The sequence below is a fragment of the Streptomyces sp. NPDC030021 genome, from assembly GCF_055574035.1.
In genome coordinates this window covers 1-26,680 of the sequence record NZ_JBVIAH010000015.1, presented here as the reverse complement: position 1 = coordinate 26,680, position 26,680 = coordinate 1, and the positions used below count along the sequence as shown (strand labels likewise).

General features: G+C 69.1%; 29 protein-coding genes. 9 read left to right on the top strand and 20 right to left on the bottom strand.

The annotated features are described in order from the left end of the window. Positions 1-73 precede the first annotated feature (73 nt). From ACZ4YL_RS27005 to ACZ4YL_RS26995, 3 genes are read left to right on the top strand one after another with little or no spacing between them, the layout of a single operon-like run. Positions 74-937: an alpha/beta hydrolase fold domain-containing protein gene (locus ACZ4YL_RS27005; RefSeq protein WP_468120051.1), complete on the top strand. Its 864-nt coding sequence runs from the start codon at positions 74-76 to the stop codon at positions 935-937. 1 nt (position 938) lies between these two features. Next, complete coding sequence (locus tag ACZ4YL_RS27000) at positions 939-1,460, top strand: hypothetical protein (protein ID WP_468120049.1); 522 nt, start codon at positions 939-941, stop codon at positions 1,458-1,460. Positions 1,461-1,473: 13 nt separating this feature from the next. Continuing rightward, positions 1,474-2,496, top strand: a complete 1,023-nt coding sequence (locus ACZ4YL_RS26995; RefSeq protein ID WP_468120047.1) for an LLM class flavin-dependent oxidoreductase — start codon at positions 1,474-1,476, stop codon at positions 2,494-2,496. Here the strand turns inward: ACZ4YL_RS26995 and ACZ4YL_RS26990 are convergent. The 10 genes from ACZ4YL_RS26990 to ACZ4YL_RS26945 form a co-directional block, all read right to left on the bottom strand. After that, positions 2,460-3,002, bottom strand: a complete 543-nt coding sequence (locus ACZ4YL_RS26990) for a GNAT family N-acetyltransferase (protein WP_468120045.1) — start codon at positions 3,000-3,002, stop codon at positions 2,460-2,462. The genes ACZ4YL_RS26995 and ACZ4YL_RS26990 overlap by 37 nt on opposite strands. A 207-nt stretch (positions 3,003-3,209) precedes the next feature. After that, positions 3,210-4,205: an SDR family NAD(P)-dependent oxidoreductase gene (locus tag ACZ4YL_RS26985; protein WP_468120043.1), complete on the bottom strand. Its 996-nt coding sequence runs from the start codon at positions 4,203-4,205 to the stop codon at positions 3,210-3,212. Continuing rightward, the gene (locus tag ACZ4YL_RS26980; RefSeq protein ID WP_468120041.1) at positions 4,202-5,392 is read right to left on the bottom strand and encodes a UDP-N-acetylglucosamine--N-acetylmuramyl-(pentapeptide) pyrophosphoryl-undecaprenol N-acetylglucosamine transferase; all 1,191 of its coding nucleotides are present in this window, start codon (positions 5,390-5,392) and stop codon (positions 4,202-4,204) included. Before ACZ4YL_RS26980 ends, ACZ4YL_RS26985 begins: the two co-directional genes overlap by 4 nt. 147 nt (positions 5,393-5,539) lie before the next feature. Continuing rightward, positions 5,540-6,724: a site-specific integrase gene (locus ACZ4YL_RS26975; RefSeq protein ID WP_468120039.1), complete on the bottom strand. Its 1,185-nt coding sequence runs from the start codon at positions 6,722-6,724 to the stop codon at positions 5,540-5,542. A 70-nt stretch (positions 6,725-6,794) separates the two neighbouring features. Further along, complete coding sequence (locus tag ACZ4YL_RS26970; RefSeq protein WP_319734227.1) at positions 6,795-6,992, bottom strand: excisionase family DNA-binding protein; 198 nt, start codon at positions 6,990-6,992, stop codon at positions 6,795-6,797. 341 nt (positions 6,993-7,333) lie between these two features. Continuing rightward, positions 7,334-8,875 carry a YfjI family protein gene (locus ACZ4YL_RS26965; protein WP_468120037.1) on the bottom strand — a complete coding sequence of 514 codons (1,542 nt, stop codon included), beginning with the start codon at positions 8,873-8,875 and terminating at the stop codon, positions 7,334-7,336. After that, a complete protein-coding gene (locus tag ACZ4YL_RS26960; protein ID WP_468120035.1) occupies positions 8,872-9,183 on the bottom strand; it encodes a hypothetical protein in 312 nt (103 codons plus the stop codon). Before ACZ4YL_RS26960 ends, ACZ4YL_RS26965 begins: the two co-directional genes overlap by 4 nt. Then, the gene (locus ACZ4YL_RS26955; protein WP_468120033.1) at positions 9,180-10,079 is read right to left on the bottom strand and encodes a bifunctional DNA primase/polymerase; all 900 of its coding nucleotides are present in this window, start codon (positions 10,077-10,079) and stop codon (positions 9,180-9,182) included. The genes ACZ4YL_RS26960 and ACZ4YL_RS26955 overlap by 4 nt, the downstream gene beginning before the upstream one ends. Beyond that, the gene (locus tag ACZ4YL_RS26950) at positions 10,076-10,708 is read right to left on the bottom strand and encodes a DNA cytosine methyltransferase (protein WP_468120031.1); all 633 of its coding nucleotides are present in this window, start codon (positions 10,706-10,708) and stop codon (positions 10,076-10,078) included. The genes ACZ4YL_RS26955 and ACZ4YL_RS26950 overlap by 4 nt, the downstream gene beginning before the upstream one ends. Next, entirely contained in the window at positions 10,705-11,394 is a 690-nt protein-coding gene (locus ACZ4YL_RS26945; protein ID WP_468120029.1) for an SAM-dependent methyltransferase, read from the bottom strand. Before ACZ4YL_RS26945 ends, ACZ4YL_RS26950 begins: the two co-directional genes overlap by 4 nt. A 104-nt stretch (positions 11,395-11,498) precedes the next feature. Here ACZ4YL_RS26945 and ACZ4YL_RS26940 point away from each other — a divergent pair, with 104 nt between their 5' ends. After that, positions 11,499-12,452, top strand: a complete 954-nt coding sequence (locus ACZ4YL_RS26940) for an HNH endonuclease (RefSeq protein WP_468120027.1) — start codon at positions 11,499-11,501, stop codon at positions 12,450-12,452. A gap of 86 nt (positions 12,453-12,538) precedes the next feature. Here the strand turns inward: ACZ4YL_RS26940 and ACZ4YL_RS26935 are convergent, their stop codons facing one another. From ACZ4YL_RS26935 to ACZ4YL_RS26900, 8 genes are all read right to left on the bottom strand, one after another. Then, entirely contained in the window at positions 12,539-13,027 is a 489-nt protein-coding gene (locus ACZ4YL_RS26935; protein ID WP_468120025.1) for a hypothetical protein, read from the bottom strand. A gap of 199 nt (positions 13,028-13,226) precedes the next feature. Continuing rightward, the gene (gene traB / locus ACZ4YL_RS26930) at positions 13,227-15,299 is read right to left on the bottom strand and encodes a plasmid transfer protein TraB (RefSeq protein WP_468120023.1); all 2,073 of its coding nucleotides are present in this window, start codon (positions 15,297-15,299) and stop codon (positions 13,227-13,229) included. A 32-nt stretch (positions 15,300-15,331) separates the two neighbouring features. Next, positions 15,332-15,958: a plasmid transfer protein TraA gene (gene traA / locus ACZ4YL_RS26925; protein WP_468120021.1), complete on the bottom strand. Its 627-nt coding sequence runs from the start codon at positions 15,956-15,958 to the stop codon at positions 15,332-15,334. Beyond that, positions 15,958-16,479, bottom strand: a complete 522-nt coding sequence (locus tag ACZ4YL_RS26920) for a hypothetical protein (protein WP_468120019.1) — start codon at positions 16,477-16,479, stop codon at positions 15,958-15,960. Before ACZ4YL_RS26920 ends, traA begins: the two co-directional genes overlap by 1 nt. 12 nt (positions 16,480-16,491) lie before the next feature. Then, positions 16,492-16,848 (bottom strand): RRQRL motif-containing zinc-binding protein, encoded by a 357-nt coding sequence (locus ACZ4YL_RS26915; protein WP_468120017.1) that lies wholly within the window; start codon positions 16,846-16,848, stop codon positions 16,492-16,494. After that, positions 16,845-17,849 carry a DUF2637 domain-containing protein gene (locus ACZ4YL_RS26910; RefSeq protein ID WP_468120015.1) on the bottom strand — a complete coding sequence of 335 codons (1,005 nt, stop codon included), beginning with the start codon at positions 17,847-17,849 and terminating at the stop codon, positions 16,845-16,847. Before ACZ4YL_RS26910 ends, ACZ4YL_RS26915 begins: the two co-directional genes overlap by 4 nt. Continuing rightward, complete coding sequence (locus ACZ4YL_RS26905; protein WP_468120013.1) at positions 17,846-18,190, bottom strand: hypothetical protein; 345 nt, start codon at positions 18,188-18,190, stop codon at positions 17,846-17,848. Before ACZ4YL_RS26905 ends, ACZ4YL_RS26910 begins: the two co-directional genes overlap by 4 nt. Continuing rightward, positions 18,187-18,456, bottom strand: a complete 270-nt coding sequence (locus ACZ4YL_RS26900) for a DUF6284 family protein (RefSeq protein ID WP_468120011.1) — start codon at positions 18,454-18,456, stop codon at positions 18,187-18,189. Before ACZ4YL_RS26900 ends, ACZ4YL_RS26905 begins: the two co-directional genes overlap by 4 nt. 687 nt (positions 18,457-19,143) lie before the next feature. Between ACZ4YL_RS26900 and ACZ4YL_RS26895 the strand changes: the two genes are divergently transcribed. Continuing rightward, positions 19,144-19,572 carry a GntR family transcriptional regulator gene (locus tag ACZ4YL_RS26895; RefSeq protein WP_468120009.1) on the top strand — a complete coding sequence of 143 codons (429 nt, stop codon included), beginning with the start codon at positions 19,144-19,146 and terminating at the stop codon, positions 19,570-19,572. Here ACZ4YL_RS26895 and ACZ4YL_RS26890 read toward each other — a convergent pair. Further along, entirely contained in the window at positions 19,569-20,501 is a 933-nt protein-coding gene (locus ACZ4YL_RS26890) for an NAD-dependent epimerase/dehydratase family protein (RefSeq protein ID WP_468120007.1), read from the bottom strand. The genes ACZ4YL_RS26895 and ACZ4YL_RS26890 overlap by 4 nt on opposite strands. 23 nt (positions 20,502-20,524) lie before the next feature. After that, positions 20,525-22,096, bottom strand: coding sequence for a helix-turn-helix domain-containing protein (locus tag ACZ4YL_RS26885; RefSeq protein WP_468120005.1), 1,572 nt, complete (start codon positions 22,094-22,096; stop codon positions 20,525-20,527). Between the two features lie 693 nt (positions 22,097-22,789). On the opposite strand from ACZ4YL_RS26885, the gene ACZ4YL_RS26880 reads away from it, so the two are divergent. From ACZ4YL_RS26880 to ACZ4YL_RS26865, 4 genes are all read left to right on the top strand, one after another. Then, positions 22,790-23,368: a hypothetical protein gene (locus ACZ4YL_RS26880; protein WP_468120003.1), complete on the top strand. Its 579-nt coding sequence runs from the start codon at positions 22,790-22,792 to the stop codon at positions 23,366-23,368. 466 nt (positions 23,369-23,834) lie between these two features. Next, a complete protein-coding gene (locus tag ACZ4YL_RS26875) occupies positions 23,835-24,830 on the top strand; it encodes a DUF6236 family protein (RefSeq protein WP_468120001.1) in 996 nt (331 codons plus the stop codon). Further along, positions 24,827-25,954, top strand: coding sequence for a proteasome accessory factor PafA2 family protein (locus ACZ4YL_RS26870; protein WP_468119999.1), 1,128 nt, complete (start codon positions 24,827-24,829; stop codon positions 25,952-25,954). The genes ACZ4YL_RS26875 and ACZ4YL_RS26870 overlap by 4 nt, the downstream gene beginning before the upstream one ends. A gap of 240 nt (positions 25,955-26,194) precedes the next feature. Further along, complete coding sequence (locus tag ACZ4YL_RS26865; RefSeq protein ID WP_468119997.1) at positions 26,195-26,422, top strand: hypothetical protein; 228 nt, start codon at positions 26,195-26,197, stop codon at positions 26,420-26,422. The last annotated feature ends 258 nt before the right edge of the window (positions 26,423-26,680 follow it).

Sequence of the window (26,680 nt, the reverse complement as noted above, 5' to 3'; positions counted from 1 at the left end):
CAGCCCTGCCCCGGCCGCGAACGTTGGCCCCGGGCCCGGCGCGAGCGCCGGCTACCGATGGAAAGGAACCCCGATGGCCACACCCACCGTCGTCAGCTGGGAACAGGTGTCCGTGCCCACCCCGTCCGGGCGCCTTCCCGCCCGGGTGTACCGGCCCGGTACCGCTTCACCGCAGGGCTGGCTGGTGTGGGCCCACGGGGGCAGCTGGCGTGCCGGATCCGCCCAGGACTGGCACGGCGCCACCGCCGAACTCGCCCGCCACTCCGGCTTCGGCGTGGTGAGCGTCGACTACCGGCTGGCCCCGGACGTACGCCACCCGGCCATGGTCGAGGACATCCTGTCCACCCTGACCTGGGCCGGGGAACAGCAGGACGGGCCCGCCGGAGCCGTGCCCGTCCTGGCCGTCGGCGGGGACAGCGCCGGCGGCACCCTCGCCGCCTCGGCCGCCCTCGTCTGCCGCGACCGCGGGGTGCCGCTGGCCGCGCAGGTGCTGGCATACCCGCCGCTGGACCCCGGCTGCGCGGCGGCCTCGTACCACCGCTTCCCAGACCTGTTCCCGACGGCCTCCTACCTGATGGCGGCCTGGCAGGACTACCGGCACCCGGGCCGGCCGGTCGCCGCGGACGGCACACGGCTCCACAGCACCCCCTTCGAAGCCGCCGACCTGCGCGGACTCGCACCGGCCGTGATGGCCACCGGCGACCTCGACCCCGTCAGCGACGACGTGCACCACTACGGGCGCCTGCTGCGGGCGGCCGGGGTGGAAGTCGCCCTGCGGGAGTTCCGGCAGACGGGTCACGGGGCGTTCCTGCAGCCCGGCCGCGGCCCGGGCGGGCACCCGGCGGCGTCGATGCGCGGCTGGCTCGGGCTGACGCTGCGCCGGCTCACCTCACCGAACGCCCCCGAAACCGCACCCTCTTCCCCTCCCTGGAGCTGACATGACCACCTCCGACGTCCCCAACCTCGACGCCCTGCTGCGCCACTTCGCCGATCTGCGCGACGGCATTCACGGCGGCTCCGTCTCCCGCCCCGACAAGGAGGAGCACTTCCGTACCGCCGCGCGCCTGCTGGACCCGTACGCCCGCCAGGCGCTCGGCGAGCTCAACGACGAACTGCTCCTCGGACAGGGCGTGATCGACGCCAGCGGCGTCCAACGAGCCGACGACCGCAGCCTCTTCCACGCCTGGACCCTGTGGTGGGACGAGCAGTCGGCCGCCGACATCCCGCCCGTGACGCTGTACGCGCACTACGGAGCCTCCTTCCACCACCCGCACCTGCGGGGCGCGACGGTCTCCGACTGGCCGCTGAACGTCTTCGACGACGCACAGGCCGCCGCCGAACTGCCCACCCTGCGCGCGATCGCCGCCGCGGACCTCCACAACCTGGTCTTCGAACGGGACTTCAGGATCGTGCCCGCGACCATGGCGGGCGCCACCGGTCTCCCCGTCCACCAGCACTGAAAGGCGGCCCGTCATGACGAAGCTGCGACTGTCCGTACTCGACCAGACCCCGGTCGGCGAGGACCACACCCCGGACCAGGCGCTGCGCGCTTCCGTGGATCTCGCCCGCGCCGCCGAGGGCCTCGGCTACACCCGCTACTGGGTCGCCGAACACCACGACTCGCCCGGCTTCGCGAGCAGCGCGCCGGAGATCCTCGCGGGCGCCCTGCTCGCCCACACCTCGCGGATGCGGATCGGGACCGGCGGGGTGCTGCTGCCCCGCTACGACCCGGCGAAGGTGGCCGAGGTGTTCGGCGTACTGGCCTCCCTCCACCCGGGACGGGTCGACCTCGGCATCGGCCGGGCCGGCGGCCCCGCCCGCGACTTCCCGCAGCGGCTGGCGCAGCTGCACGCACTGCTGGGCGAGGGCGGAGTCGTCCCGCACGCACCGGTCCCGCCGCAGATGTGGCTCCTGGGCGCGGGACGCGAGTCGGCGCGGCTGGCCGGGCAGCTGGGTACGGAGTTCGCGTTCGGGCACTTCTTCTCCCCGGCGGGCGGCCAGGAGGCCTTCGAGGACTACCGCGACCGGGTCCGCACCTCCACGGGCGACCGGCCGGGCGGCGCGCTCGCGGTACGCGTGGTGACGGCGGACAGCGCCGGCCGCGCCGAGGAACTTGCCCAGAGCCTGTTGCTGTGGCGCGCCCGCAAGGACCTCGGCCAGGACGGCCCGCTGCCGTCGTACGAGACCACGCGCCGCCACCGCTGGACGGGCGCGGAACTGGAACGGGCCAAGGTGCACCGCACGGCCCTCGTCTCCGGGGCGCCGGAACAGGTGTCCGCGGTACTGAAGGCCCTCGCCGGGAGCCACGGCGTGGACGAGCTGATCGTCAACACCCTGACCTGCGACCCGGCGGACCGCCGACGCTCGTACGAGCTGCTGTCCGAGGCCTTCGCCCTCCCGGACCCCGATCCGCGATCCGCGGCCGCCCCGGTGGGAGCTTCCGGCCTGGCTCTCCGGGGTCAGGAGCGGTCGAGGCCCCAGGTCTGGAGCGCGTAGGCCCGGCCCTTCTCCTCACCCGTGATCAACGGCACGTCGAGGAGGCGGAATCCGGCCCGGGTGGCCACGCCGACGCTGGAGGCGTTCTCGGCCTCCAGCTCCAGGATCACCTGGTCCACCCCCAGCTGCTCGAAGGCGTACGCGGCCATCACCCGCACCGCGCGCGCGGCCAGGCCCTGGCCCCGGTGCGCCGGACCGAGCGCGTATCCGAGCTCCGTGCCCTCGGGCGCGCGCTTGAGCATCACCTCGCCGAGCGGGGCTCCGCCGTCGACGGTGATGGCCAGCAGGAGGGCCGTACCCTCCTTGCGCAGCTCCCGCGCCCGGTTCAGACGGTTGCGGGCGGCCTCGTCGTCGAAGGGGGAGACGATCGGCGTCCAGTACGCGATGTCGGGGTGGTCGAAGAGCTCGGGCATCGACGCCAGGTCCGCCGCCGTCCAGTCGCGCAGGACCAGGCCCTCGCCCGTCAGCTCCATCCGGTCGGGAAAGGACGGCGTGGTGCTGCTCATGCGGGAGGACCTCCGTGGTCGGTGCGGGACGCACCAAGATATCCGGCGACCGGTCACCAGTTCACCGGGATATCCGCCCGGTGTCATGTCCGTGCAGGCCCGAGCCCGAACGCGGTCGTACCGACCACCTGCCGGTGATCGGTACGACCGGCCGCCTCACACCGCTAGGGGGTGTCTTGCCGATCAGGCCGGGCTCGCGGTGGCCCCCTAGACCGCGTACCGGTCCGGGGCGAAGAGGGAGGGGTTCGCCGCGATCCAGTCCGAGGTGCGGCGCAGGCCCTCCTCCAGGCCGACCCGGGGCCGCCAGCCGGCCCAGTCACGGGCCCGGGAGTTGTCCGACAGCAGGCGCTGGACCTCGCTGCCCGACGGGCGCAGCCGGGTCGGGTCCACCACCACCTCCGCGTCCCGGCCGGAAGCCGCGATCAGGGCCTCGGCCAGGGCGCCGACCGAGATCTCCTCACCGGTGCCGAGGTTGACCACCTCACCCAGCGCCCGGTCGCACTCCGCCACCGCCAGGAAGCCCTCCGCCGTGTCCGTCACGTACGTGAAGTCCCGGGTCGGCGTGAGCGAGCCGAGGCGGATCTCCCGGGACCCCGCGTGCAGTTGCGCCAGGATCGTCGGGATGACCGCGCGCGCCGACTGGCGCGGCCCGAACGTGTTGAACGGGCGCACCACCGTCACCGGGAGCTCGAAGGCGTGGTGGAAGGAGAGCGCCATCATGTCCGCGCCGATCTTCGACGCGGAGTACGGGGACTGCGGCTGCAGCGGGTGGCTCTCGGAGATCGGGGCGGTCAGCGCCGTCCCGTAGACCTCACTGGTCGAGGTGTGCACGAGACGCCGTACGCCGTGCCGCCGGCAGGCCTCCGCCACGTTCTGCGTGCCCGTGACGTTCGTCTGCACGTACGCGCCCGGCGAGGCGTAGCTGTACGGGATCCCGATCAGCGCCGCCAGGTGGAAGACGGTGTCGCAGCCGGCCACCGCGTCGCTGACCCGGCCCGCGTCACGGACATCGCCCGCCCACATCTCCACGGGACCGTCCGGGTCGGCGAGGTAGCGCGCCAGGTGGCCCTTCTCGGCGTACGGCTTGTAGTGGACGAAGGCGCGCACCCGCGCCCCCCGCGACACCAGCAGGTCCACCAGCGTCGAGCCGATGAAGCCCTCCGCGCCGGTGACGAGGACGGTGCGGTCGGTCCAGCTGTTCATATGCGCTCCAGGTGAGGGGTGGGGACGAGGCCGGCGACGCGGAGGACTTCGGCGGCCAGCAGTTCGGCGGCCCGCGCGTGCGGGCCGGGGTCGGCGGCGCCGGCCATCGCCGACAGCCGCGCCGGGTCGGCCAGCAGCGGCCCGATGAGGCGGGCGAGACGTTCGGCGGTGGTCTCGGCGTCGGGCAGGAGCAGTCCCGCGCCCGCGTCCGAGAGCACCCGCGCGTTGTGGGTCTGGTGGTCGCCGGGCGCGTACGGGTAGGGCACCAGGACCGACGGGACCCCGGTCGCCGCGAGCTCGGCGACGGTCGCGGAGCCCGCACGGCACACCACCAGGTCGGCGGCCGCGTAGACGAGGTCCATCCGGTCCAGGTACGGCACGGCCCGGGCGATCCGCTGCCCACCGGACGACAGCAGCTCGGCCACCGTGTCCGCCAGCGCGTCCGGACCGGTCTTGACCAGCAGCTGTACGTCGTCCCGGTACTGCCAGAGGTCGGCGAGCGCGGCTGCCGCCCGCGTGAGGCGGACCGCGCCCAGGCTGCCGCCGTTGAAGACGATCAGCCGGCGCCCCGCGGGCACCCCGAGCGCGCGCCGGGCCTCGGCGCGCAGTGCCACCCGGTCCGGTCCGGGCAGCTCCGCGAGGCCGGACAGGGCCGCCGAGATCGGCATCCCGGTGGTCAGCGCCCGGTCACCGCCCGAGAGGTGGCCCCGGCTGCGGTCGAAGGCCACCGCGACGTGCGGGGTGAGCCGGGCCGCGAACTGGTTGGCCCGGCCGGGCACCGCGTTCGACTCGTGGATCACCGTCGGCAGCCCCGCCAGCCGGGCACCGAGCACGGCGGGCGCGCTCGGATATCCGCCCATGCCCACGACGACGTGGGCACCTTGCGCCCGGATCACCGCACGCGCCTGGTGCGCCGAGCGCAGCAGCGCCGCGGGGAGCAGGTACCGCTTCGCGCCCAGCGCGGGATCGAAGGGGATCATGTCGACGGTGTGCAGGCGGTAGCCGGCGCCGGGGATCAGCTCGGTCTCCAGGCCCCGCTCGGTCCCGATGAACGAGACCACGGCTCCGGGCACGGCGGCACGCAGCGCCTCCGCGAGGGCGAGACCGGGATAGATGTGCCCGCCGGTGCCGCCCGCACCGATCACGACGGAGAGTGCCGCGGTTGTGTGGGGTGTGGTGGTGGTCATGTGCGCACACTCCCGGTGCGCCCTAAGAACGTTCTAAGAGCCGCCCCGGCGGCCACAGCGGATAGCCGCAGTTCAGAGCCTCCCCGCCGCGCCCGCGCCCACCCCGAGGGAGCCAATCCGGGGGCCACGAGCCACATTTGGGCGGTCCTACGGTGCTTCGGCGTCGCCGTCGTGAACACGGCCGAAGATCTCGTCCATCGCCTCGGCGCCTTCGGTGATGACGGGCCGGATCTGCTTGCGGTACACGCGTTCCGTCGTGTTGCTCCCGTTGTGCCCGACCAGCCGGGAGATCGCTTCGATGGGCACCCCGTGGTCGGAGAGCAGGGACACGAAGCTCGTCCTCAGCTCCCGAGTCGTCCACTCTCCCGGATTGCTGAACCCGGCTTCCTTCAGCAGCGAGCGCAGGCTGATGCGCACCCTGCTGGCGTCCATCACACGGCCCACCCTCGACGGAAAGACGAGGCCCTGCTCCGTCCAGGCCTTGCCGGCGGCCTTGAACTTGGCCTGCTGCCGCTCCCGATGCCCCTCCAGCACCTCCACCGCCTGCTTCGGCATGGCCAGGGACCGCCGGCCCTTCCGCGTCTTCGTGTCCCCGGTCCTTCGCACGGACCGCCATACGTCGATGTGCGGCTTGCTGCCGTCGTCCGGCGCGGTGTGGACGTGGGCCCAGGTCAGGGGACGGGTCTCCTCCGGCCGCGTCCCCACCAGGAGCGACAAGACCACGTACACGTGGATCCACTTGCCTTCCTTGGCGCTGAGCAACGCGGTTGCCTGCTGCAGGGTCAGGGACTTGCTGGGCCGACCGGGCCTCCCCTCCGGCACCGCGACCAACTCGGCCACGTTGCGCGTTGCCCGGCCACGCCTCTGCGCATGCGCAATGGACCGCCGCAGGACCGAAAGCAGCAGCCGCAGCGAACTGGTGGCCAGTACCTCGGCCTTCTCGTCAAGCCAGTCGTCCAGCGTGTCCGCCTCCAGCACGCGCACCTTGGCCGCGCCGAGGGACGGGTAGATGTGCGTCTCGGCCAGGTACCGGTAGGTCTCCAGGCTCTTGGGCGCCCTGCCCTTGAGCCCCTGCGCCAGCCAGGTCTCCACGGCCTGCTTCACGGTGTAATGGGCAGGCGCCTTGGCTCCCTGCTCCAGCTCCTTGCGGAGCTCCCGCAGCTTCCGCCGCACCTCGGTCTTCGTCTTGCCGGACACCTTGGGACGGTGGCGCTTCCCTGTCGGGGTGTAGCCCAGCGAAACGGCCCCGATGAAGCGCCCCTTGGACTTGTCCCAGTAGATCGAGTCCTCGCCGTTGGGTGCCTTCCGGCCCGGCGCGCTCTCGTTGTCCATCTGGCACCTTTCAAGCATGAGGACGGGGCCGCACCGGCATCGGTGCGGCTCCGTGATGGGTTCGTTGCTGCTACGCGGCGGCCTGCGCCTCGCGCTTGAGGAGTTCGACGTACTCGTCGACGTACTCGGTCGGTACGAGCCGTCGCCTGCCGACGCGGACAGTCCGCAGGCGACCGAGGCGAATCTCCTCGAACGCTGTGGAGCGGCCGACGTTGAGCAGTTCTGCGGCTTCTTCCACGCTGTGCAGCCGCCTCTCGGGTACGACCATCAGTGCCACGTGATGACGTTCCTTCCGGTCCGTGAGTGGTCAGTCATGCGACGCCAGCCCTGCCGGAGGGCCGGAATCGCTGACAGAACTGACAGAACCTCGCCATGTGGCCTCTGACCTGCGGGTTTGACCGGTTTGGCCCGCGTGACAAAACCTCAACAAACTCTGACAGAACCTCGAAAACCTAGGTTCTGTCAGGCCGGACGGCTCGACCGCGGCGAGGTTTTTGGAGTTCTGTCAGAGTTTTCGGAAGTTTTGTCAGAGCTCCGAAAGTGCTCGTTTCCACAGGTCACAGGGCTAGTCGGGAGGTTCTGTCAGTTCTGTCAGTGGGTTGGGGGTTTTCAGGCGGCGGGGGTGATGCGGGGGTGGGTCTCGAAGCGGGGGGAAGGCGGCCGGCCGCCGCGTGTGGTGCGGGGCGGCGGGGGCTGCTGGCGGACCCAGCCGTGTTCTTCCAGTAGGTCGAGGGCGGGGTCGAGGTCGCTCATGGCGGGGAACTCGCTGCGGGGCATCGCGCGGAAGAGGTCGCGTTTGGTGAAGGTGGCGGTGCGGGTCTCGTGCAGGTGGGTCAGGACGGTGTGGGCGGCTTCCTGGGCGGGGTCGGCCTTCATGGCGTTGAAGACGTCGAGGGCGTGGGCGGTGAAGTAGTCCCCGAGGCGGGTGGCGGCGGCCATGGTCTCGGTGGCGATCGGTCGGGTCCAGGCGTCCTCGGGGCGGGCGGCGAGGTGGAGGAGCCCGGCGATGCGGGCGACGGCGCCGTCGCGTTTGCTGGCCCAGTTCACGATCGGTGCGAGGGTCCCGTCCTTGCGGAGGCGGGATTCGGTGACGCGCTGGTAGGCGAGGAGGACAGCGTCGGCCTCGGGGGTGAGGGTGAGCTCGGCGGTCTCGGTCCAGGCCGCGAGGGTCAGGGCCAGGCTCCCGAGCTTGCGGGCGTAGGTTTCGGCGGTGTCGGGGCTGAGGAGGTCCGGGGTGAGGTTGCGGTAGCCGACGAGGGACTGGGGCTTGGAGTAGAGGAACCGGGCGAGCAGGCCGCGGCCGTCGGCTCCTTTGATCTGCCCGATGGAGTCCAGGACCTCCGGCTGGATGGCCAGGCCCATGGTGATGGCAGGGTTCTCGATGTACTGGGGGTCTCTGGCCTGGCGGTTGACGCGGGCCATGTCGCCGGCGTGGCCCTTGAGGAAGATCCCCATGTTCGGGACGCCGGAGTAGCGTCCGGCGATGATCTCGAAGATCTCGCCCTCGGGTGACAGGATCGAGATCCGCCCGTCCTGCTGGGCGAGGAGGGTGGTCAGGCTTTCGGCGGTGATGTCGTCGGCGACGAGTTGCGGCTCGACCGGGACGACGGCCCGCTCGGCGGCTTCGGAGAGGGAGACGGCCTGTGCGGTCAGGCCGGCCTGCTTGTCGGCTTCGGCGTTGGCGGCCAGCTTCTCGGCCCTTTCCGCGGCGGCCTTCGCGATGCGCGCGGAGGCCGCGGCCTCGGTCCGCTGGGGTGCGGTGAGTTCGATGAGGGCTTTCTCGGCGGCGAGCAGGGGCTTGGTCATGAGCCCGAACACGGCGCTCTTGCGGTTGCCCGGCGGAAGGGCGACGGCGGTGTAGAGGTTGACCGGTTCGCTCCACTGCCCGCGCACGTTCACGGTGAGGCGTCCACCGGCGGCGGTGCCGATGACGGCGAGAGCGAGACAACCGGCGAGGTCGACGGGTGTCTGCGTCTCCTCAGCGACACCGGCCGTCATGGCGGCGAGCCAGTCGGGCAGGGCGTCCACAGGGAACACGGGGAGCTGCCCGCGCGGGTTGAGGGGTACGGGCTCGTCCCACCCGGGACCGGTGATGTCCTCCGGGGTCATCTCATCGAACCCGGCCCACAGCTCAGGGTCGTGCGGACTCATGCGGCTTCCCTTCGCTGGGTGAGGCGGGAGCAAGCTGTGCGGTGCTGTTCGTGGTCCGCGATGAGCGCGAGGGCGCGGGCGAGGCCGGCGGCGAACAGGTCGCGGCCGCAGGAGCACCAGGAGCGGACGCTCGGGCTGGCGGCGTACGAGGGCGGAGCGACGATGTGGAGCCAGGCCATGGGCCGGCGTCCGTCGTCGGCGTGCGGGTCAGGGCGAACAGATGAAGGGACGCCTTCGGCGACGACCTTCGGCGCGCCACTCGCGTCGAGGGCGGGGGTCGGTTCGGCGGAGCGGGGGCCGGTGGTCACGATGCCGTCACCGCAACCGCGCTGAAGCCGTTGGCGACCGCGCGGGCGGCGTACGCTTCGGGCACGCCGACGGCGACGGCCGCGTCGATGATCTGGCGCTCGATGGCCTCCAGGCGGCACGGTCCGGGGCATGCGGTGTGCTGCTTGGCAAGGAAGCGGGCCACGCCGTACGCCATGCTTCCCGCCCCCTCCTCGCGGCAGGCGGCCACCTTGGCGAGCCCACGGGTCAGGCCGGTCCGGACGAAGCTGTCACTGTGGCGGCATCCGGTTGCGACCGACCGCTCCCAGGTGGCGCGGGCGGGAGACGAAGAGTCCACTTCCCCGCGCCGGGGCTGGGTGGTCTCTTCCTTCACGACCAGCGCGCGGACGGCATCCGGCAGGGGTTCGATCGTGCCGGTGCCGGGGCCGTACCAGCGGGCGTAGACCATGAGGGACTTGATGTCGATGCCGGGTCGGACCCCGTTGGCGGACTGCATGGTGCCCCGGTAGATCCAGTGCTCCCCGCGAGTCGTCGGCACAGCCTTGGTTGCCGGGAGCATCTGTCGTGCCCAGGTGACGGCGTCGGCGTTGTCGAGGTCCACGACGGTAAAGCCCCCGCCGCCGGGGTGGTAGGCGACCGCTCCAGCCTGCTGCCAGGCCCGAGCCCACGCAGGAGAGGTCAGGACAGCCGGGTCGGTAGTTGCGGCAGCCCAGGCGTGGCAGGGGGCCGGGCACTGGCACGGCCCGGCGAACTTCATGTTCGGGCGGTCGCCGCACCGGCAGGGTCCGGCGGCTTTGCTGCTGGTGCAGGCGGTGCAGTTCCCGAAGGGAAGCTTGCCCTCCCGCAGCGGCAGTACGGGCAGCCCGAATTCGGCGAGCCAGAGCGCGGTACGCAGGTGCCCGGTCGCGGTGGTCATGCGGCTTCCTTCTGCCGGGTGTGGGTGAGGTACTGGGTGGCGATCCAGTGGGTGTAGGCGGGGGGTACGGCCTGGCGGGCTTCGGTCTTGTTCATCCAGGTGCAGCCCATGGCGTCCGCGTAGGCGCGCTCGCCCTTGTGCTCGAAGGCCAGCAACCCCTTGTGGTGCCAGCACGGCGGCAGGAGGTCCCCGCCACCGCCCCAGGAGGTTTCGAAGGTTCGGTGGCGGCGGACGTTGAGGCCGAACTGCGACCCGCACAGCAGGTAGTCCGGCCGGAGGGGTGCTTCGGGGACGTTTTCGATGACCCAGGGGATGCCGGAGGCGGCCAGGCGTTCGCGGCCGGGGGCGAGGAGGTCGGGGTGCTGGGTGCGGTCGCCGCGCCAGGCGGTGACGCGGGCGAAGTGCTGGCAGGGCCAGGAGGCGTGGATGAGGTCGAAGCCGTCGAGGGGAAAGGTGAGGGCGTCGGCCTGGTGGAAGGTGAACGGGTAGTTCGGCTGGGGCCGGTTGTCCACGCCCACGACGTCGAATCCGGCGAGGTGGTAGCCCATGGACAGGCCGCCGGCGCCGCAGCACAGGTCCAGCACGCGCAGGCCGTTCGGTCGCCGCAGTGGCAGGACGTGGGCGCTCATGCGGCCACCGCCTGCGTGTTGAGGAAGGCGAGGGCGGCGCGGCCGATGTGCTGGGTGTAGGCCGGGGGGACGCATTCGCGGATCCCGTCGCGGTTCATCCAGGGGACGCCCATGTCGGTGCGGGCGTCGGCGACGCCGGGGAAGTTGCCGACGTAGTGGGCGAACTCTCCGGCCCGGCGCGGGCGGCCCATCTTGGTGAGCGGGGCGGTGTGCGCCTGGTGGGCGGGCGGGGTGAAGGTGAAGCCGCCGCCGGTCTCGAAGAGGCGGTGGCGGTAGGTCCGCATCCCGAAGACTGCCGCGCACATCACCACGGGGTTTCGCAGCTCGGGGGCGGCTTCCTCAACGTTCTCGATCACCCACGGGCGGCCTGTGGCCTGGAGGGCTTCCCGGAGAGGGGCGATGAGGTCGGGGTGGGTGCGGCCCTGGATCTTCTGGGCCCGGCTGTAGCGCTGGCAGGGCGGGGAGGCGTGGATGAAGTCGAAGCCCTCCCCGAACTTCCCGATGAAGTCGAGTGCTTCGCTCTGGTGGAAGCCGAGCGGGTAGCGGGGCTGGGCTGCGATGTCGACGCCGGTGACGTCGAATCCGGTCCGGTGGTAGCCCATGCCGGCGCCGCCCTGGCAGCAGAACGCATCCAGTAACAGTGGCCGGTGCCCGGAGCCTCGCGGGTTGTCAGTGCGGTAGGTCATGCTGGTGACTCCAGTTCTCTGGTTTGGGCTGGGTGAAGGGGCAGCCGCGGTCTTTGGCGAGAGGGCGGCTGCCCCGGTCTTTGGGGGATCGAAGGGGGCGGGCTTTGACGACTGCGTGGCTGGTGTTGGCTGTTGGTGATGAGCGGCAGCACGGAGGGAACGACGGGTACGACGACGACCCGTCGCAGCACTACAGCTGGGACGACACCGTCCCCAACCACGCGAACCTGAAGGTGGGCGACGTGATTGCCCTGTGGGACAAGAAGCAGCTCCTCGGCCTCGGCGTGATCTCCGAAATCGAGACCGGCAGCGAGGTGAAGACGCTCTACTTCTGTCCGGTCTGCAAGAAGGCTGACTTCAAGCGGCGCAAGCGGCTGAAGCCGACCTGCCTGTGCAACAAGTGCGGCGCGCAGTTCGAGGAACCGGGCAGCAAGACCAAAACGGTCATCACCTACCGGTCCCGGCACGGGGAAACCTGGATGGACGGCCGTGGCCTGCTGACCGGCCCGGAGCTGCGGGCCCTGTGCGATTCACCCCGCTCGCAGCTGAGCATGCGCCCGGCACGGTGGGAGAAGCTCCGCGATGCTCTCCTGGCCCTCGAAGGTGTCGACTTCGAGGACATCGACCTGGATGAGGAGCAGCCCGGCGAGGACACGGTGCGCAAGCCGATTGCGGGCGGGCACCGGATGGCGAACGTCCGGACCAGGCTGGGGCAGCCTGCGTTCCGCAAGCAGCTGCTGCAGGACCACGGCCAGGTGTGCGCGTTCACCGGACCGGCACCCGCGGCGGCTCTGCAGGCAGCCCACCTCTACAGCTTCGCCGACGATGGTGAGCACCACCCCTGGGGCGGCCTGCTCCTGCGCAACGACATCCACAGCCTCTTCGACCGCGGACAGATCACGGTCAACCCCGAGACCGGATACATCGAGGTCGATGACGAGGTCCTCGGCTACCCCCACTACGCGGAACTGCACGGCAGGATCCCGGTGGCGAGGCTGCGGCCTGAACATGAAGTGTGGCTTGCCGCCCATTGGCGCAGCCACCGCCCCGCCGAGTAGAACCTGGCCGCAGCGGCCGCCCCAGGGCGCCGGTCTCGTCTGGCGGCGCCGGGGCAGGCCCGGGATGAGCAGCCGCACGATTTTCCTCAGCGGTTGGTGACGGTGCCGTTGGCGCGGCTGAACAGCCCGGACGCGGTGATGTGCTGGGTGACGTGCTGGACCGGCGCTGTGCTCCGTCCGGTCCCGCGTCCGGCGCGGAGGAGGAATGGGGCGAGGGTGCCGGCGGCGATAAGGGCGACGGCGGCCCAAAGTGCGTCGGCCATGGCGATCAGTCCCGGGGCGGCGTAGGAGATCCCGAACCCGGCTGCAGCGATCCCGCCGCCCACGGTAGGGGCGAGAAGCGCGGTCGTCTTGGCCCACGCTGGGACCGGCTGCGCGGCCGGCGGTGCCACCGTGGGCATGGCCTGGTGGGTGTAGGCGAGGGTGCGAGTGCCGTCGGGGAGAGTGACGTACTGGACGCCGGGCGGTAGCTCGGCGGGCAGCATCCGCGGCTCGGGAACGGCCGGCGGGAAGACGATCGCGTCCCCGTACCGGAGCGGCGCCGGAATGGTCGGGTGAGTGGGTTCGTAGGCCATGGCGGACTCCACGGGAAGACCGACAGGGCCCGAGCCGGGGTGGCTTGGGTCCTGTCTGGGTGGGGTGTCTGGGGTGTCAGGCAGAGTGTCTGGTGGGGGTGTCAGACGCGTCAGACACCCGTCTGACACCCCTCGCGCGCACGTATGACCTGTGTTCGGGGCTCTACGGCGTCAGGGGTGTCAGACACCGTCTGACGCGTCAGGCCGCTTGCTGGTACGGGACGATCCGGTAGCGGCCGACCTCGCTGGTCTCGGCGAGACGGCCCGCGAGGACGAACTGGGCGACCTGTCCGGAGACCCAGGAACGGCCGCGTCCGTAGCGGTCGCAGTACTCCATGAAGTCCGCCGGGCCGACCACGTCCCGGCCCTCGTCCTCGAACTCTTCGAGGACTTCCTCCATTGCGGCACGGGCCTCGGCAGTGCTGATCTTCGGACGCAGCTCCTGAGCGGGAGGGCGGGGGGCGAACTGGACGACCTGCTCGACTTCGGGGAGTTCCTGCTCCGCGTCGATGAACTCCCCCTCCGCGTAGTCATCGTCCTCGTCGCCGTTGCCGACCGGGCGCCGGTCGTAGTCGTCCTCGGCGGGGTAGTAGCCGTCCTCGTGGTCCTCGTCCGGGCCGTGGCCGTTGGGCATGGTGGTCTCCGGCTGGTCGGTGGTGCCGGGTAGGGGGTAGCGGGTGCGGCCGGTGAAGGCGCGGTCGGCGGAGCGTGCGGCTGCTCCGGCGGTGACGGGGTCGATGGCGGCGCGGGTGCCGTCGAAGGTGACGACGACCCAGTTGAGGTAGTCGACGCTGCACAGGTAGTCCCGCATGGGGGTGGCCCACGCGTTGTCGGGGACGCCGTTGGCGACGAGGTAGGAGTAGCCGGGCTTCTTGTCCTTCCACACGTGCGGGGCCGCCCCGGCGTCGAGGACGTCGTCGTCGAGGGCGAAGCGGGCGTCCTGCTCGGTGCGGACGCCGTGGCACCAGGAGGAGCCGAGGGAGGCGCGGGTGTCGGTGGAGACCTGGTTGCCTGAGGCTCGTTGCATGGACAGGACGAGGGAGACGCCGGCGGAGCGGGCTTCCTGGGCGAGGCCGGTGAACACGTCGTCGTCGATCTCCCGGATCGTCTTCGCGGCTTCCTCGAACCAGGCCACGAGGTAGGGCATGCCGGGGGCGCCGTCGGCCTGGGGTTCGGCGCAGGCGGGGACCCACTGCTTGTATCCGTACTTCGCCAGCCACGCCGTGCGGGCCGGGATGACCGCGGTGAGGGCTTTGATCATGGCTTTGGTGGAGGGCATGTCGAGGGCGGCCCAGTCGATCGCGGGCAGGAGCGGGCCGAGCGTCTGCTCCTTCTTCGCCGGGTCCGACGCCCACACGATCACGTCGCGGCGGGTGAGGATCTCGGCGAGGGCGGTCAGGCCGCCCTCGGACTTTCCGGAGCCGGTCATGCCCATGAGCAGGAGCATCATGGCGTTGCGGGCTTCGTCCGGGTCGCCGGGGAACCACATGACCGCCGGGGTGCCGTCCTCGTAGATCCCCACGACGACGGGGAAGCTGATCGACTCCCCGGGGGCGCTGGGACCCGGGCAGGGGACGGTGTTCTTGAGCAGGTCGAGCGGGACCACGGTGAGCATGACCCGGGACGCGGAGTCGGGGTTCTCCTGGATCCGGATCGCCGTCTTGGGCACGTCCAGGGCGCCCGCGATGCGGGTCAGGTTCTTGCTGACATCGTCGGGGGTGAGCTCGCCGCGGGGGAGCTGGAGGTCGAAGGCGGCCTTGTTCGGGCCGACCTCGGAGCGCAGGACTTGGGTCTTGGCCAGGCCGACCTTCTCCAGGAACCCGCCGTCCGCGCCGGCCGTGGGGCCTTCGACGTTCTTGCGGAGGATCTGGCGGATGTTCCAGGACAGGGCGAGGGCGGGGGCGCCGATGAAGTACAGCTCCCCCAGTGGTCCAGCCCCGGGTCCGGCGATCGCTGCGGCGGTGAACCAGGTGGATGCGGCGGCGACGGTGACGGCGGAGTGCAGGCGGCGCTGCTGGGTGGTCGACTTGCCCGCCCACCAGGTCAGGCCGGTGAGGGCGACGGAGGCGAGGGTGAGGCCGGCGGTGACGCCGGGCTCACCGGACCAGAAGTAGTGGGCGGGCAGGGAGGCCAGGCCCGCCCCGGTACCGGCGAGCCACGGCGGCAGGTGGGGCTTGGCGCGGTGGAGCAGGTAGTCGCCGATCCCGCCGCCCTCGCCGTGGGCGTCGTACTGCTGCTGCCGGGTGTCGTCGGGTGAGGTGGTTCGGGGCATGTTCTGACCTCCCTGCGATCAGGTGTCGTCGGTTAGCCGTTGAAGTCGAAACGGCGGCCCTGGCGAGGGCGGCGGTTCGGTGCGAGCTGGGGGTCGAACTCCCGCTGGAACGCGGCGTAGGTGGCGGCGAGGTTCTTCGCGGTGCCGAGGGCGTCTTCGGCGGCCTTCTTCATCCGCCGCGACACCCTGCGGGCCCGGGCCCGGGAGCCGAAGGGGCGGCCCTCGGGGTCGGGGATCTCCTTCAGGACGGCGTTGAGCATCTCGGCGGCGTTGGCCAGCTCGAACGACATCTGCAGGAACAGCCCACGGCCGCCCTCGCAGTAGTTGCGGATGTCCACGTTCGAGAAGAACTCCGGGTCACCCAGCGGCGAGTGCACCCGCCCGCCCCGCTGGCCCTGGCCGCCTTGCTGCTGGCCCCGGCCGTTCCGCGACCCCCCGCCACCGTTCTGCACACCCGGGTCGCTGATGTGGAAGTGGTACTCCCGCGACTTGCTGCGGTTCGTCGTCCGGGACCGGCTCGTCCCGCCGGTGGCGCCGGCCGGGCCCGGCTGCTGCCACGGACCCTGCTGCCATCCGCCCTGCTGCTGGCCGCCGGTGCCGTTCTGAGGACGGCGGGGGCCGGGAGTGCCGTTGTTGGGCATCCAGGTGTTGTTCGACATCAGCGGGTCCCCTTAACGGTGAGGGTGGAGCGCAGGCGGGCGAACAGCCAGGTGACCTGGGCGTGGAGGGTGATCAGCGACCAAAGGCCCATCAGGAGCGGTTCGGCGGGGCCGAACCAGAGCGCCAGGGCGAACCAGGTCAGCGAGGCCAGTGCGAGGACCGCCATGGAGGTGCGGCGGGCACGTTCGGCGGGCGTGCCAGCCGGGCGGCCCTTGGCCTTCCAGACCTGGACCGCCAGCGGGATGGCGGCGGCCGGGGCCGCGACGAGCGCGGCCCACGGGGTGATCAGGTGGACGATTCCCGTGACGGCCAGCAGCAGGACGGCGAGTCCGGTGGGGGCCCAGGTGCGGCGGTGCTTCCACAGCCAGCGGCCGGACGCGGCGGCGGCCCGCCGGGTCAGCGTCGGCTCGTCGGAGACGACCACGATGATCTGCGGGCCCTGGCGGCGGCCGCGCTGGCGGGGGATGTGAACGGTGGGCGCGGCGCCCTTCGCGGTGTGTGTGCGGGTACGGCGAGACACAGCAGAACTCCTTCAGGCAGCAGAGAGGGTTCGGGCGGCGCGCTGTTCAGGGAAGTCGTGGCAGGCCACGCACATGCCGAGCGAGGTCGGGATCACGTACGGGAGGTGATCGCGGCAGACCGGGCACCGGCGGCGGGCGGCGTCCGCCTTCGCGAGGGCCGCCCACCGGTTGGGGGTCATCGGCCGGACCGGCTTCGCGAGGTCGACCCGGTACAGGTAGGCGACCAGCGGGCCCCGCCGTCGGCGGGGCCTCTCCAGCTGGGCGACAACATCTTGACCGCCGGGCCGGAGCCCGGCGGCACGGAGCTGACGACGAGTGGCCAGCCCCTCGGGAGCGAGGCGCCAGCGGTAGACCGGCAGGGTGCTCATCGGCCGATGGCCGGAGCGGTGGCGGCGGTGCCGTTGTCGCGGTGTTCCTGGTAGCGGGCGGAGGCCCAGCCGACCGACCAGCCCGACAGCTCTGCGGCGACCCGGACCGGCACCCCGGCCGCGAACGCGGCGGCCACGGTGGCGCGGGCCTGCTCCTCCGGCAGCTTCACCGGCGGCGGGCCCGCAGCCAGGAGCGCGGCGCGTTCCCGCTCCATCCGCTCCTGCTCACGGACCCGTTCACGGCGTTCACGCTCGGCCCGTTGCTGCGCTTCCAGCTCGCGCTGCTGGGCGGCCTGGCGGTCAAGGCGTTCACGCTCGGCCTCGGCCTGTTCACGCATCTGTTCACGGCGTTCACGGGCCTCTCGCTCCGCCCGCTTCTCGGCCTCGGCCCGCTCCTGGTCCTCGCGCCGGATCCGGTCCTGCCGATCGGCTTCCTCGCGGGCCAGGCGCTCCTCGTGTTCACGCTGTTCACGGGCGATCGCAGCTTCGTGCTCGCGCTGTTCACGAGCGGCGCGGAGCAGGTTCTCCTCCCGCTCCGCCGCCGCCCGCTCCCGGGCATCCTGCTCGGCGCGCTTGCGGGCTTCCACGGCCAAGACGGCCGCGGTCAGGGCCCGTCGGTAGGCGAGTCCCGCTTCCGCCGTGACGATCAGGAGGAGCGGTGCGACGGCATGCACGGCGACCCCGACGAGGTCTCCGGCCAGGGCGGATACGCCGATGTTCAGGGCGAGGGTCATGGTGCCGGTTATCCACCGCAGCGCCACCGGCCAGGGCCCGCCGTGCCCGCCGAGACGGGCCAGGACGGAGTCGAGACGGACCACGATCACCACCGCCGCGTCCACGACGAGCGGCAGGATCGGGGCCGTCCACCGCCACTCGGCCGGGGTGTGAGCGGCCATGAGCGGGGTGACGGTGAGGACGGAGTAGAGCATCGCCCCGCCGACGATCAGCCACGTCCCGACCGACAGGGCACGCTCGGATGAACGGATCTGAACACGGTTCACGAGTCGACCTCCGCCCGTGAACGCTCCCCGTCGGAGACGGGGATCCTGGCGTAGCCGATCAGCTGAACGCGCCCGCCGGAGTAGCTGGTCTCGGCCGTCAGGACGCGGGTGCGGCCACCGTCCTGAACACTGTGCGACAGGTTCCGGAACGGGATCCCGAGAGCCACACACCACGTCTCGAACCCGTCGAGGTTGTTGTGGAAGGCGAGCTCCAGAACATCGGGGTAGACCGTGGAGATAGACACGGTCGGTGCCGGCAGGTGCCGGTAGCGGTCCTCGAAAATGCGCAGCGCCATCAGCGGCGCAGCCATGGAGGAGAGGGGCATCGTCGGTGTGGTCATGCGGCACCGCCCGGCATGCCCACCGCGGCGGCCTGGTTGGTCAAGTTCCGGCAGGCGGCGAGGATCCGCCGGCGGGCCCGGCGGATCCGCTGGCCGTCCAGCTCGGACGGCGCCCGGTCCAGCACGGTGATCTCCGCGTCGAGGAGGTCAACCTCCGCCAGGATCAGCGGCATCTCCCACTCGATCGCGTCCAGCTCCGCGTCCGACGGCTCCATGCCGTCGGACCACGAGGTAGCGGGATTTTGAAGTGCGACGATGTGCTTCATGAGTCGTGTTCTCCCTAGCAGGTGGACGGCTCGAAGCGGCCCCGGTGTTCCAGCACCGGGGCCGCACGCCTTTGAAGCGGCTGCTCAAATCCACGAACAGCCACGGCCGCCGACGCCTGGGGTGCAGAGTCGGGCGTCGGCGGCCGTGGTCGTTGGTGTGGGTCGGACTGGGCTTCGCACGGCGCCGCTCGATCCGGGGGCGGTCCGAGTCCCCGGAGGTCGTGGCAGCCAAATGTCTGGCCGTGCGGATCTTTAGAGCCGATGGCGTGCCACCCCTTCGGGGCGTAGGGACCGGTTGTGACGCGGGCCCGTTCTCAGTCGGCTGGTCTCCACTCGCATCGGCCGGTGCGGTCACGGCCGTCTTGCTGCGGTGGATCACGCTGTGGAGTTATGTGCGGTGAATTTGTGCAGCTCAGAGCAGCCCAAAGAAGGCCCCTCATGAGTGGTTCGTTGGTGACTGCGCCACCGTCGCCGGGGCGCCTTGTCCTGCGACAAGCCTGTCCGTGCGGTGCTCCGGAATCGAATGACGGCTTGTCATATAGGGGCTGCCGTCTGCTCGCTGCCCTATGAACAACATGGTGCACCTAGTGCACTATGTTGGCAAGTGGCTCGACCCTCCCCGCAGGGATATGGATGCGAAGAGACTGGTGTACTAGGTACAACATCCCCGACTGAAGGAAGACCCCGATGACCGAGTTCCGAGGGCAGCCGGCATACCTTCAGCTGGCTGATGACCTGCGGGAACGCATTCGCAGCGGCAAGATCCCTGACGGCGTCGCGCTGCCGTCGGCGCAGGAGCTGATCGACAGTTCCGGGGCCTCAAGCACTGTGGTGAAGAACGCGGTGTCCCTGCTGCGCGCGGAGGGATACGTGGTCGGCCACCAGGGCAAGGGGGTCTTCGCGCAGTTCCCGCCCCGCCTCGCAGACCACTCGCGCGGGGTGGCGGACTGGGCTCTGCCGCTGCTGCAGGCAGGCACGGAGCTCGAAGCAGCCCTTCGCGATGCGCTGAGCGAGACCGAGACCGCTTCGGCGCACAGCGAAGCGGCCCTTGAGCGCTGGCGGGAGGCGTTCGCCGACCTGCCGAAGAGCGTCAAGGACCGCTTGGCCAGGTCTTAGCGACTGCTGCCTGAGACAACCGACCAGGCATCGGTGACCTGCCGCTCCAAGCTGGAGCACTCCGGCTTCCATCCCAGGTCAGTCGTAATCCTGGAGATGTCCGCAACCAGCCGCGGCGGCTCGGGCTGCGGCGGGCGGTGCACAACGGGCACTTCCCGGCCCGATACCCGTTCGACCGTAGCCACGATCTCGCGCATGCTCGCCGGGGTCGCACCCACGTTGTAGGCCCGGAAGGGGGCAGAGGCGGGAGCCTCCAGGGCCATCACGTACGCGCGCGCTAGGTCGTCGACGTGCACGAAGTCCCGGACCGCCTCGCCGTCGCCGTTCATTTCGAGGTGCGGATGGCGGCCGGCTGCCACCGCCACGGCCTTCGGGATGATCCGGCTCTCATCCGCGTCCCCCACTCCGCTGACCGAGCCCGAGATGTTGAAGCACCGCAGACTCACAGCCTCGATTTGGCCCCTCTCTGCTCGCGCCTGAAGCGCCCTGTCGGCGGCCAGCTTCGACGTGCCGTAGGGGTTGCCCGGAGCGGGCACGGTGTCCTCGCCGATGGGCTGCCGCTCGGGCGCCCCGTAGATCGCTGCGGTGGAGCCGAGGACGACCGTCGGGGCCTTCGAACCAGCACGGGCAGAGGCAAGCGCGTCGAGCAGCGTCACCGTGCCGCCGGCGTTGACCGCCTGATACTCCTCCGAACGCTCGAAAGACTCGCGAACGCGGGTGAGAGCCGCGAGGTGGCACACGCCCTCGACGCCATCGAGAGCCGCAGTCAGAGCGTTCGGATCGCGGATATCACCGCGGAAGACCTCAGATATCGGCAGCTCTGGCAGGGGGACATCGGCCGGCCGATGCGTGAGGACTACGGTGTCGTGGCCTGCTTCGACGAGCCGTCGTACAACCGCGTTGCCCACGAATCCGTAGGCGCCGGTCACAAGTACGCGCACTGATCTGCCTCTCAGCCCAGGATGAGTCCGCGGTGCTGCCACGCCAGGTCGAGGCACGCGGCAGCGGCGGACGCCAAAGGTTCATTGTCCAGCAAGCGCCGGACGTTGGACTCGGTGAACTCAATTCCGGCGCTGCTGCTGCCAGGACTACCTGCTACGACGGCGCCTTCCGAGTTCCTGGACACCATGCCGGAGAAGACGGAGTCGTACACGTCGGCGTCGATGACCACGACGCTGAGGATCTCGCCCGCCAATGTGAGCGGGTCCAGACCGATCCCGAAGCAGTACGGGCGCACCTTGCCCTCGCGGCGGGCTTGATTCAGGGTTCGGAACGGCTCAGTCCCGTCGTAGTCGATCGGCTCGCCACTGCTCCCGTCCGCCTCGGGGTCCCCGAGGAACTCCTCGGCGTACTCGCGCAGTACGTTGCGCCAGAGGTTGAAGTCATTCGACTGGTCCCAGGGCATGACCGAGGACGGTTGGAACACTCCGGCTGGCATGACGTGGTAGGTCCCGCCGGCAAGAGCGACGTTGCTGGCAGAACGGTGATGAAGCGGGAACGACGCACCATCGGGGCCGAGCCGAATGGTCAGGGTGTCGATGGATGGCAGCAACGGCCGGTGCGCGAGGTCGAACGGGTCCCCGACCAGCGACCGGAACGGGAGTTCCGTCCAACTGGGATCACCGATCCAAGCCGGGTCACTTCCCGTCTTCAACCACGCCCTCGCCAGCTCGTGAGCCACCCCCTCGCAGACGTCAGCCATGTCGAAGTAGGTCGTGTACCCGAACGACAGCTTGGGGCGGCCTTCCGTCTGAGCTACATCGAGCAGCCGGAAGCTCGGCCGGTTCACGAAGAGGGACGGCCGGTCGATCATCCGGATTGCTTGGGTGTAGCGATCGAACTTGGCGCCATGCGGCGCGAGCGGCCGTACACCCTCCGCCTGCTTCTCCCGGCCGCTGACTTCCGGAGGGCTGGTCTGCGTCAGCCAGGCCAGCTCGATGTCCGCGAAGTCGACGGGCTCGGGCCACATCCATGACTCACGGGTGAGCACTGGACTGTTGCCCGCTCGGGAGACATCCGGGTACAGCCGGGCGGCGGCCTTCGTGAGATCGGCCCGGTGGCGATTGAGCTCGCGGCGCGTCATGCGCCAGCGCCGCTGGTCGTCCACGGCTGCGAGCGGACTCCGCTCGGCCGGTTCACCAGCAGACCCCCCGACGGTGATCGCAGCGTCGGCCGGCGGTAGCAGGCCCAGCTCGTCTTCGGGCAACGCCAAAGCGTGGGCAAGCCTGCGAAGTTCGGCCATGTCCCGAATGTTGCGCTTCCCCCGTTCGAGTAAGGACACGTACGACTGGTCGTAGCCGAGCAAGTCGGCGAGATCCTGCTGCTTGAGCTTGTGGAGTGCTCGATACGCCTTCAGTACGTCGGCCAGGTTCGAGCCGTCCGGAGGGGCACTCCTCTCGGCACTACCAGCGAGCCAGTGCGGCTCGGTGTCAGCCGGTACGACGCGCAACGGGCTGCCGGAGGCCTTCGGGCCGACAGCACGGCGGCAGGGGCTGCACACGGTGTCGGTGTTGCTGCGGCTCAACTTCGTGCCGCACCTGGTGCACAGGGACGGCGTGGGCGGTGCAACGGTCATCAGCTTCTGATCCCTTCAGGGGAGGCAGTGACTCTAACGGCCCTACTGAGAAACTCGGTTGTACGGCCTGGTGCCAGACCGGACCCCTACCCGAGCACGCTGGCAGGAGTTTCTTTACCTCATCAAGGGCGCTTCCGCCGCCAAGGCGGCGTCGCGCGCCCGTTGCCCCGGGCCTGCGCTCCTGTCTGCGCCCCGCTCCAGCCCGGACCGCCGGCCGCGCGCCAATGGCTCAGGACTGATGGACTGGACGAGCCCGGCCTGATCGGGTGAGCCGCCCGTCAAGACGATGCCCCCGGCGGGGGCGCTCTGACTCTGGGATGGCGGGGGCGCCGTACGCGGGTGCCGGTGCGTTTGTGGTGAGCGTGGGGGCTCCCATCCCATCTGCCGTCGACCCAGGCAAGCCGAGCAGACACGGGTCCTGGCGTCCAGGTCGTTCGTACAGTGGCGCGCTCCACCTGGACGCCAGGACCCGCACCCGCTCCACATACGTGTGGGTCGACGGCAGACGGGATGGCAGCAGGTAGCACTGTGGCTGCCGGCAGCCAGTCGTTGGACTTCGGCAGCTCGCTCGAATCCCGGCACGCTTCGCGGCGAGATTGCTAGGCTCCGGTCCCCGACAATGGGTGGCCGTAAGGGGAAATCATGGAAGCACTGACGGCGAAGGTGATCGTCAACCTTACGGAGTATCCAGGCATGCAGCCCGACACCTCCTGGGTGCTGTCCCTCGAGTCTCTGGACATCCCGGTCGAAGAGGCGTTGAGGGAGTTGCGGACGCTCTCACGGATTGGCCCGACGGGGCGACCCGTACCGAACAGCCTCAGCAGCCGTGCTGGCGAACACGACTGGGGCGGTTCCTCTTCGTCTGCGGAGTTCCTCCTCGAACTGTCCGCTGGTGGGCTTGGCGCGCTGAGCGCCGCAGCCATCGACGCTGCGGTCCGGGATGTCTTCAGGCGCTTGCGTGCCCGCGCTCGCAGCGACTATTGGGGGGAGCTCATCACAGAGGAGCAAGCACTCAGCGCGGCAAGGGCACGCATTGCGACTCAGTACGGAGTGCCGGCGGACGAGCTCGTGGTCCAGGTAGCAGAAGCCGACGCACGAGAAGGGATCCACGCCTTCACGTTCTCTCACGCCGATGGACGGTCCTTCGGTGCAGTCGTCGGACTCCTGAAGGACGCGCCGTCGTGCATGCGCGTCTGGCGAAAGGACCCAAGCAGCAACTGAGAGGCCGAAAGAACCGGGCCGTCTGTGAGCCGCGAAGCAGCCGGTACGACCGTCACTGACCGGTACGGCTAGAGCTACAGATCAGAGTGTGGCCGTGCTCTCCCCGTGTCCGTTCGGTGGGGAAACAGCGGGGAAGAGCGGTCGCCAGCAGACAGCACTAAACGAACGGCCCCTGACCGTTCGTCCTGGTCAGGGGCCGTTCAGTAGCGGTGGGTGTGGGATTTGAACCCACGGTGACATCGCTGCCACGACGGTTTTCAAGATTGTTTGCATCAGTGGACTCACCCCTTGGCACTCCACCGCCTACCTCATCCCACCCCTACGATTCACGATCGATGCACGGAGTGATAGCGGTACGGGGGTGTTGCCCGCAGGGAACCCGAATGCTCTGCTGTCGCAAACCCGTCACCTGTGTGCAAGCATAGATTATGGGCGTGTAAATCGCCTGCAGGATAGGGGATGCCTCATGAGAGCGGCGATATATTACCCGCAGATGATTCCCCCAATGATGTGGCTAAAGCAGTCCCTTCTGTATTGGGATCACGTCTGCGCCATCGTACCCAGTGATTTCTGGAATGACCCAGACCCAACTATTGTGTCATTGGCCGACGAGGGACTCTTCGAACCGCTGGTAATCGACAGCCTCAGCTCATCGGCGATGAGTGATTTCGAGTCAGAGGTCAAGGTAATCTTGAAACTTGCCAAGCGGCGGAGACTGCAGGTGCCCGTCATTGCGGAAGAGCATTTGGATTCCTTCCGCCTGGGCAAGTTGCCGTACATAATTGAGGACGACCTGAGGTCTCGCTCTCTCGTGCAAGATTCTGCCGAGGGGCACCTGATCACCCACAAAGAAATAGTTTGGTGCATTCTCGGCCTAGCGGCGAAGCACTTGTCTCGGGACTTTACCAAGGCAGACCGACACTACTCGGTACACACCGATTCAACCGCCTTCGCGCGGCTCGCGTTCCAACCTCTTCCAGACGAATTCTCCAGCCCTGAGTCGGCTACTCAAATTGTCCTCCGGGATCTGTTGCCAGTCCCCGGTGGAAAAGTGGCGCTACATGACGTTCTAGAGTTCAAAGAATCACACAGACAAGAGCTGCTACATTTCAGGCGTGCGCTTGACCGAATCCAGGCAGCACTAATCGCGGAACTCGCAGGGGATCCAAGTGCCGCCGCCGGAGTGCGGGATGAGCTTGAGATGACGCTACATGATTTGCGCTCAGCCTTTAGGAGGAAGCACCTTGCCTTCGCGACAATCGGCATTTCGATTCTCGTGGGAATGGCACTTGGTTCTGTCGCCCCAAGCCTTACAGATACCATCTCTTGGCAGATGGGAGGATTTGGCGCAGGTCATCTGAGCGCGGCATTCACTCAAGTGCGTGATGCCCCGCGCATCGGAGACTTCAGCTACCTCTACCGAGCCAGACAGGAATTCATGAACCGAGGTGACGATTCTTGATCATCATCGGGACGGAGTCCGAATATCTTATCTATGATGAACGGACGCAAATCCTGGGTTCTTCAAATCTGCTCGATCATTGGCGGCCGGCAAGCCATAACGACCTCATGTCGGTCGTGGACCAAGTCGCATCACATAACATATCAATGCGCAGCGGCGACAGACTTTGGCTTGCCAACGGCGCGTGCGTATACATTGATGGCAATCTCATTGAATACGCCACACCGGAGTGTTTCACTTCGATAGAGGCCGCTGCTGCCGAGCATGCAGGCCGGCAGGTCATAGGAGAAGCATGCGGAAGAGCGAGAATCACGACAGGAAAGCACCTCACGGCTTTCGCGCGCAGCTCAGGCCCTGACGGCCTCCAGGCAGGGCATCACGAGAATTATGGCCTGCCTAGTGAGCAGTATTTCAACCTATTTAACGAAACTTTTTGGCCAAGGCCGGTCTTCCTGAAATCCGTGGTCCCGCATCTAGTCTCTCGGATCGTCTGGTCAGGGAAGGGGGAGGCTTCCGAGGAGGGGTGGTTTTACTCCCCCCGAGCAGCCAGAATAGATCGGGTTTGGGACTGGGATACACAGACGCATCGACCAATCATTCATATCAAACGGCCGAACATGGAGGATGATCTGCTACGCGTCGAGATAACTTGTGGCGACTTCAATTCTGCTGCAATAACCACGCTGAAGCTTGGTTCGACTGCTGCGGTATTGGTAGCAGCGAGTCAGGGCGTCTTCGAAGAGGGCGATCTCACGCTTAGTGACCCGGTCGCTGCGATGCATAGCATGGCTGGTTCCGTCACGACTCCGATAGAACTTCGAAATGGAAGTCGCAAATCGGCGTTGTCTATTCAGCGCGCAATTATCTCAAAGATCGAAGACTGTAATTTGGGACTAGACCGTGGAGGGGCTCACTTCAATTGGGGTGATACTTTTGCCTTCTGGGATGAGATGCTAAGAATGTGCGAGCAGGGCCCTGGCGAAACAGTAGATTATGTAGCGCGTAGACAAGCTCTTGACCACTGGCGAAAACTGAATGGTTTATCTTTCAGTGCGATTCAGGTCGAGGGGCGGCAGCGATGTTCGTGGGCGCAGGGCCGAGGTCATGGAGTGCATGCTGGCTGACTCGCTCGTGGACCGTGGCCTATTCGTGGACCGGGCAGGCAACGGAAGGATCTTCGAGGTCCCTGACCTGCTGAAACACGAGAGAAGCACGCGCCCTCCGGAGCCGCGTGTGGATCGCCTGCTTCACCAGTGGCCACGGTCGCCCGGCACCGGCCGCGTCTCGGTGTGGATCCCTGCAAGCGTCGTCGGCCGGACAGCGCTCAGCGTGCTGGACTGGCTCGAGCACAGCAGGCTGGGGGCATGTCGGATCAGACGGAGATCATCGTGCATCCGGTGTCACCGCAGGGTGGTCGCAAGGTCACGGTGCATGCGCTCGGCGTAGACGCGGACCTTGGGCGTGCCGACACCCCCAGGGACGTTGCCGAGTTCCTGCGTCGTGCCGGCCTGGAGGACGTGGACCTGAGCGAGGACGGGCCGATCACTTGGGAGGGCGGCGGCCCCGAGGTATGGAAGCGCCCCGACGCCTGATGGTCAGCGGCGGCACTCGGGGAGCCAATCGGGGAGCCACCGGAGGCAGCACAGGGCGGATATGCCTGGACTTTCATGGACGGTGGGGAGCCGGAACCCTTGGGGTGCAGGGGCTCCGCGATGCCGCTTCCTGAGGCGACTCTTGTCCGTGCCTTAAGAAGGTTCTAAGAGGTCGTTTCATCCCGTTGTTTCATCCCGAGATGCGGCTTTGATGTGCTGGTGTCGGGTCGCGCCAGGAGATGGTGTTTTCGCCGGTGA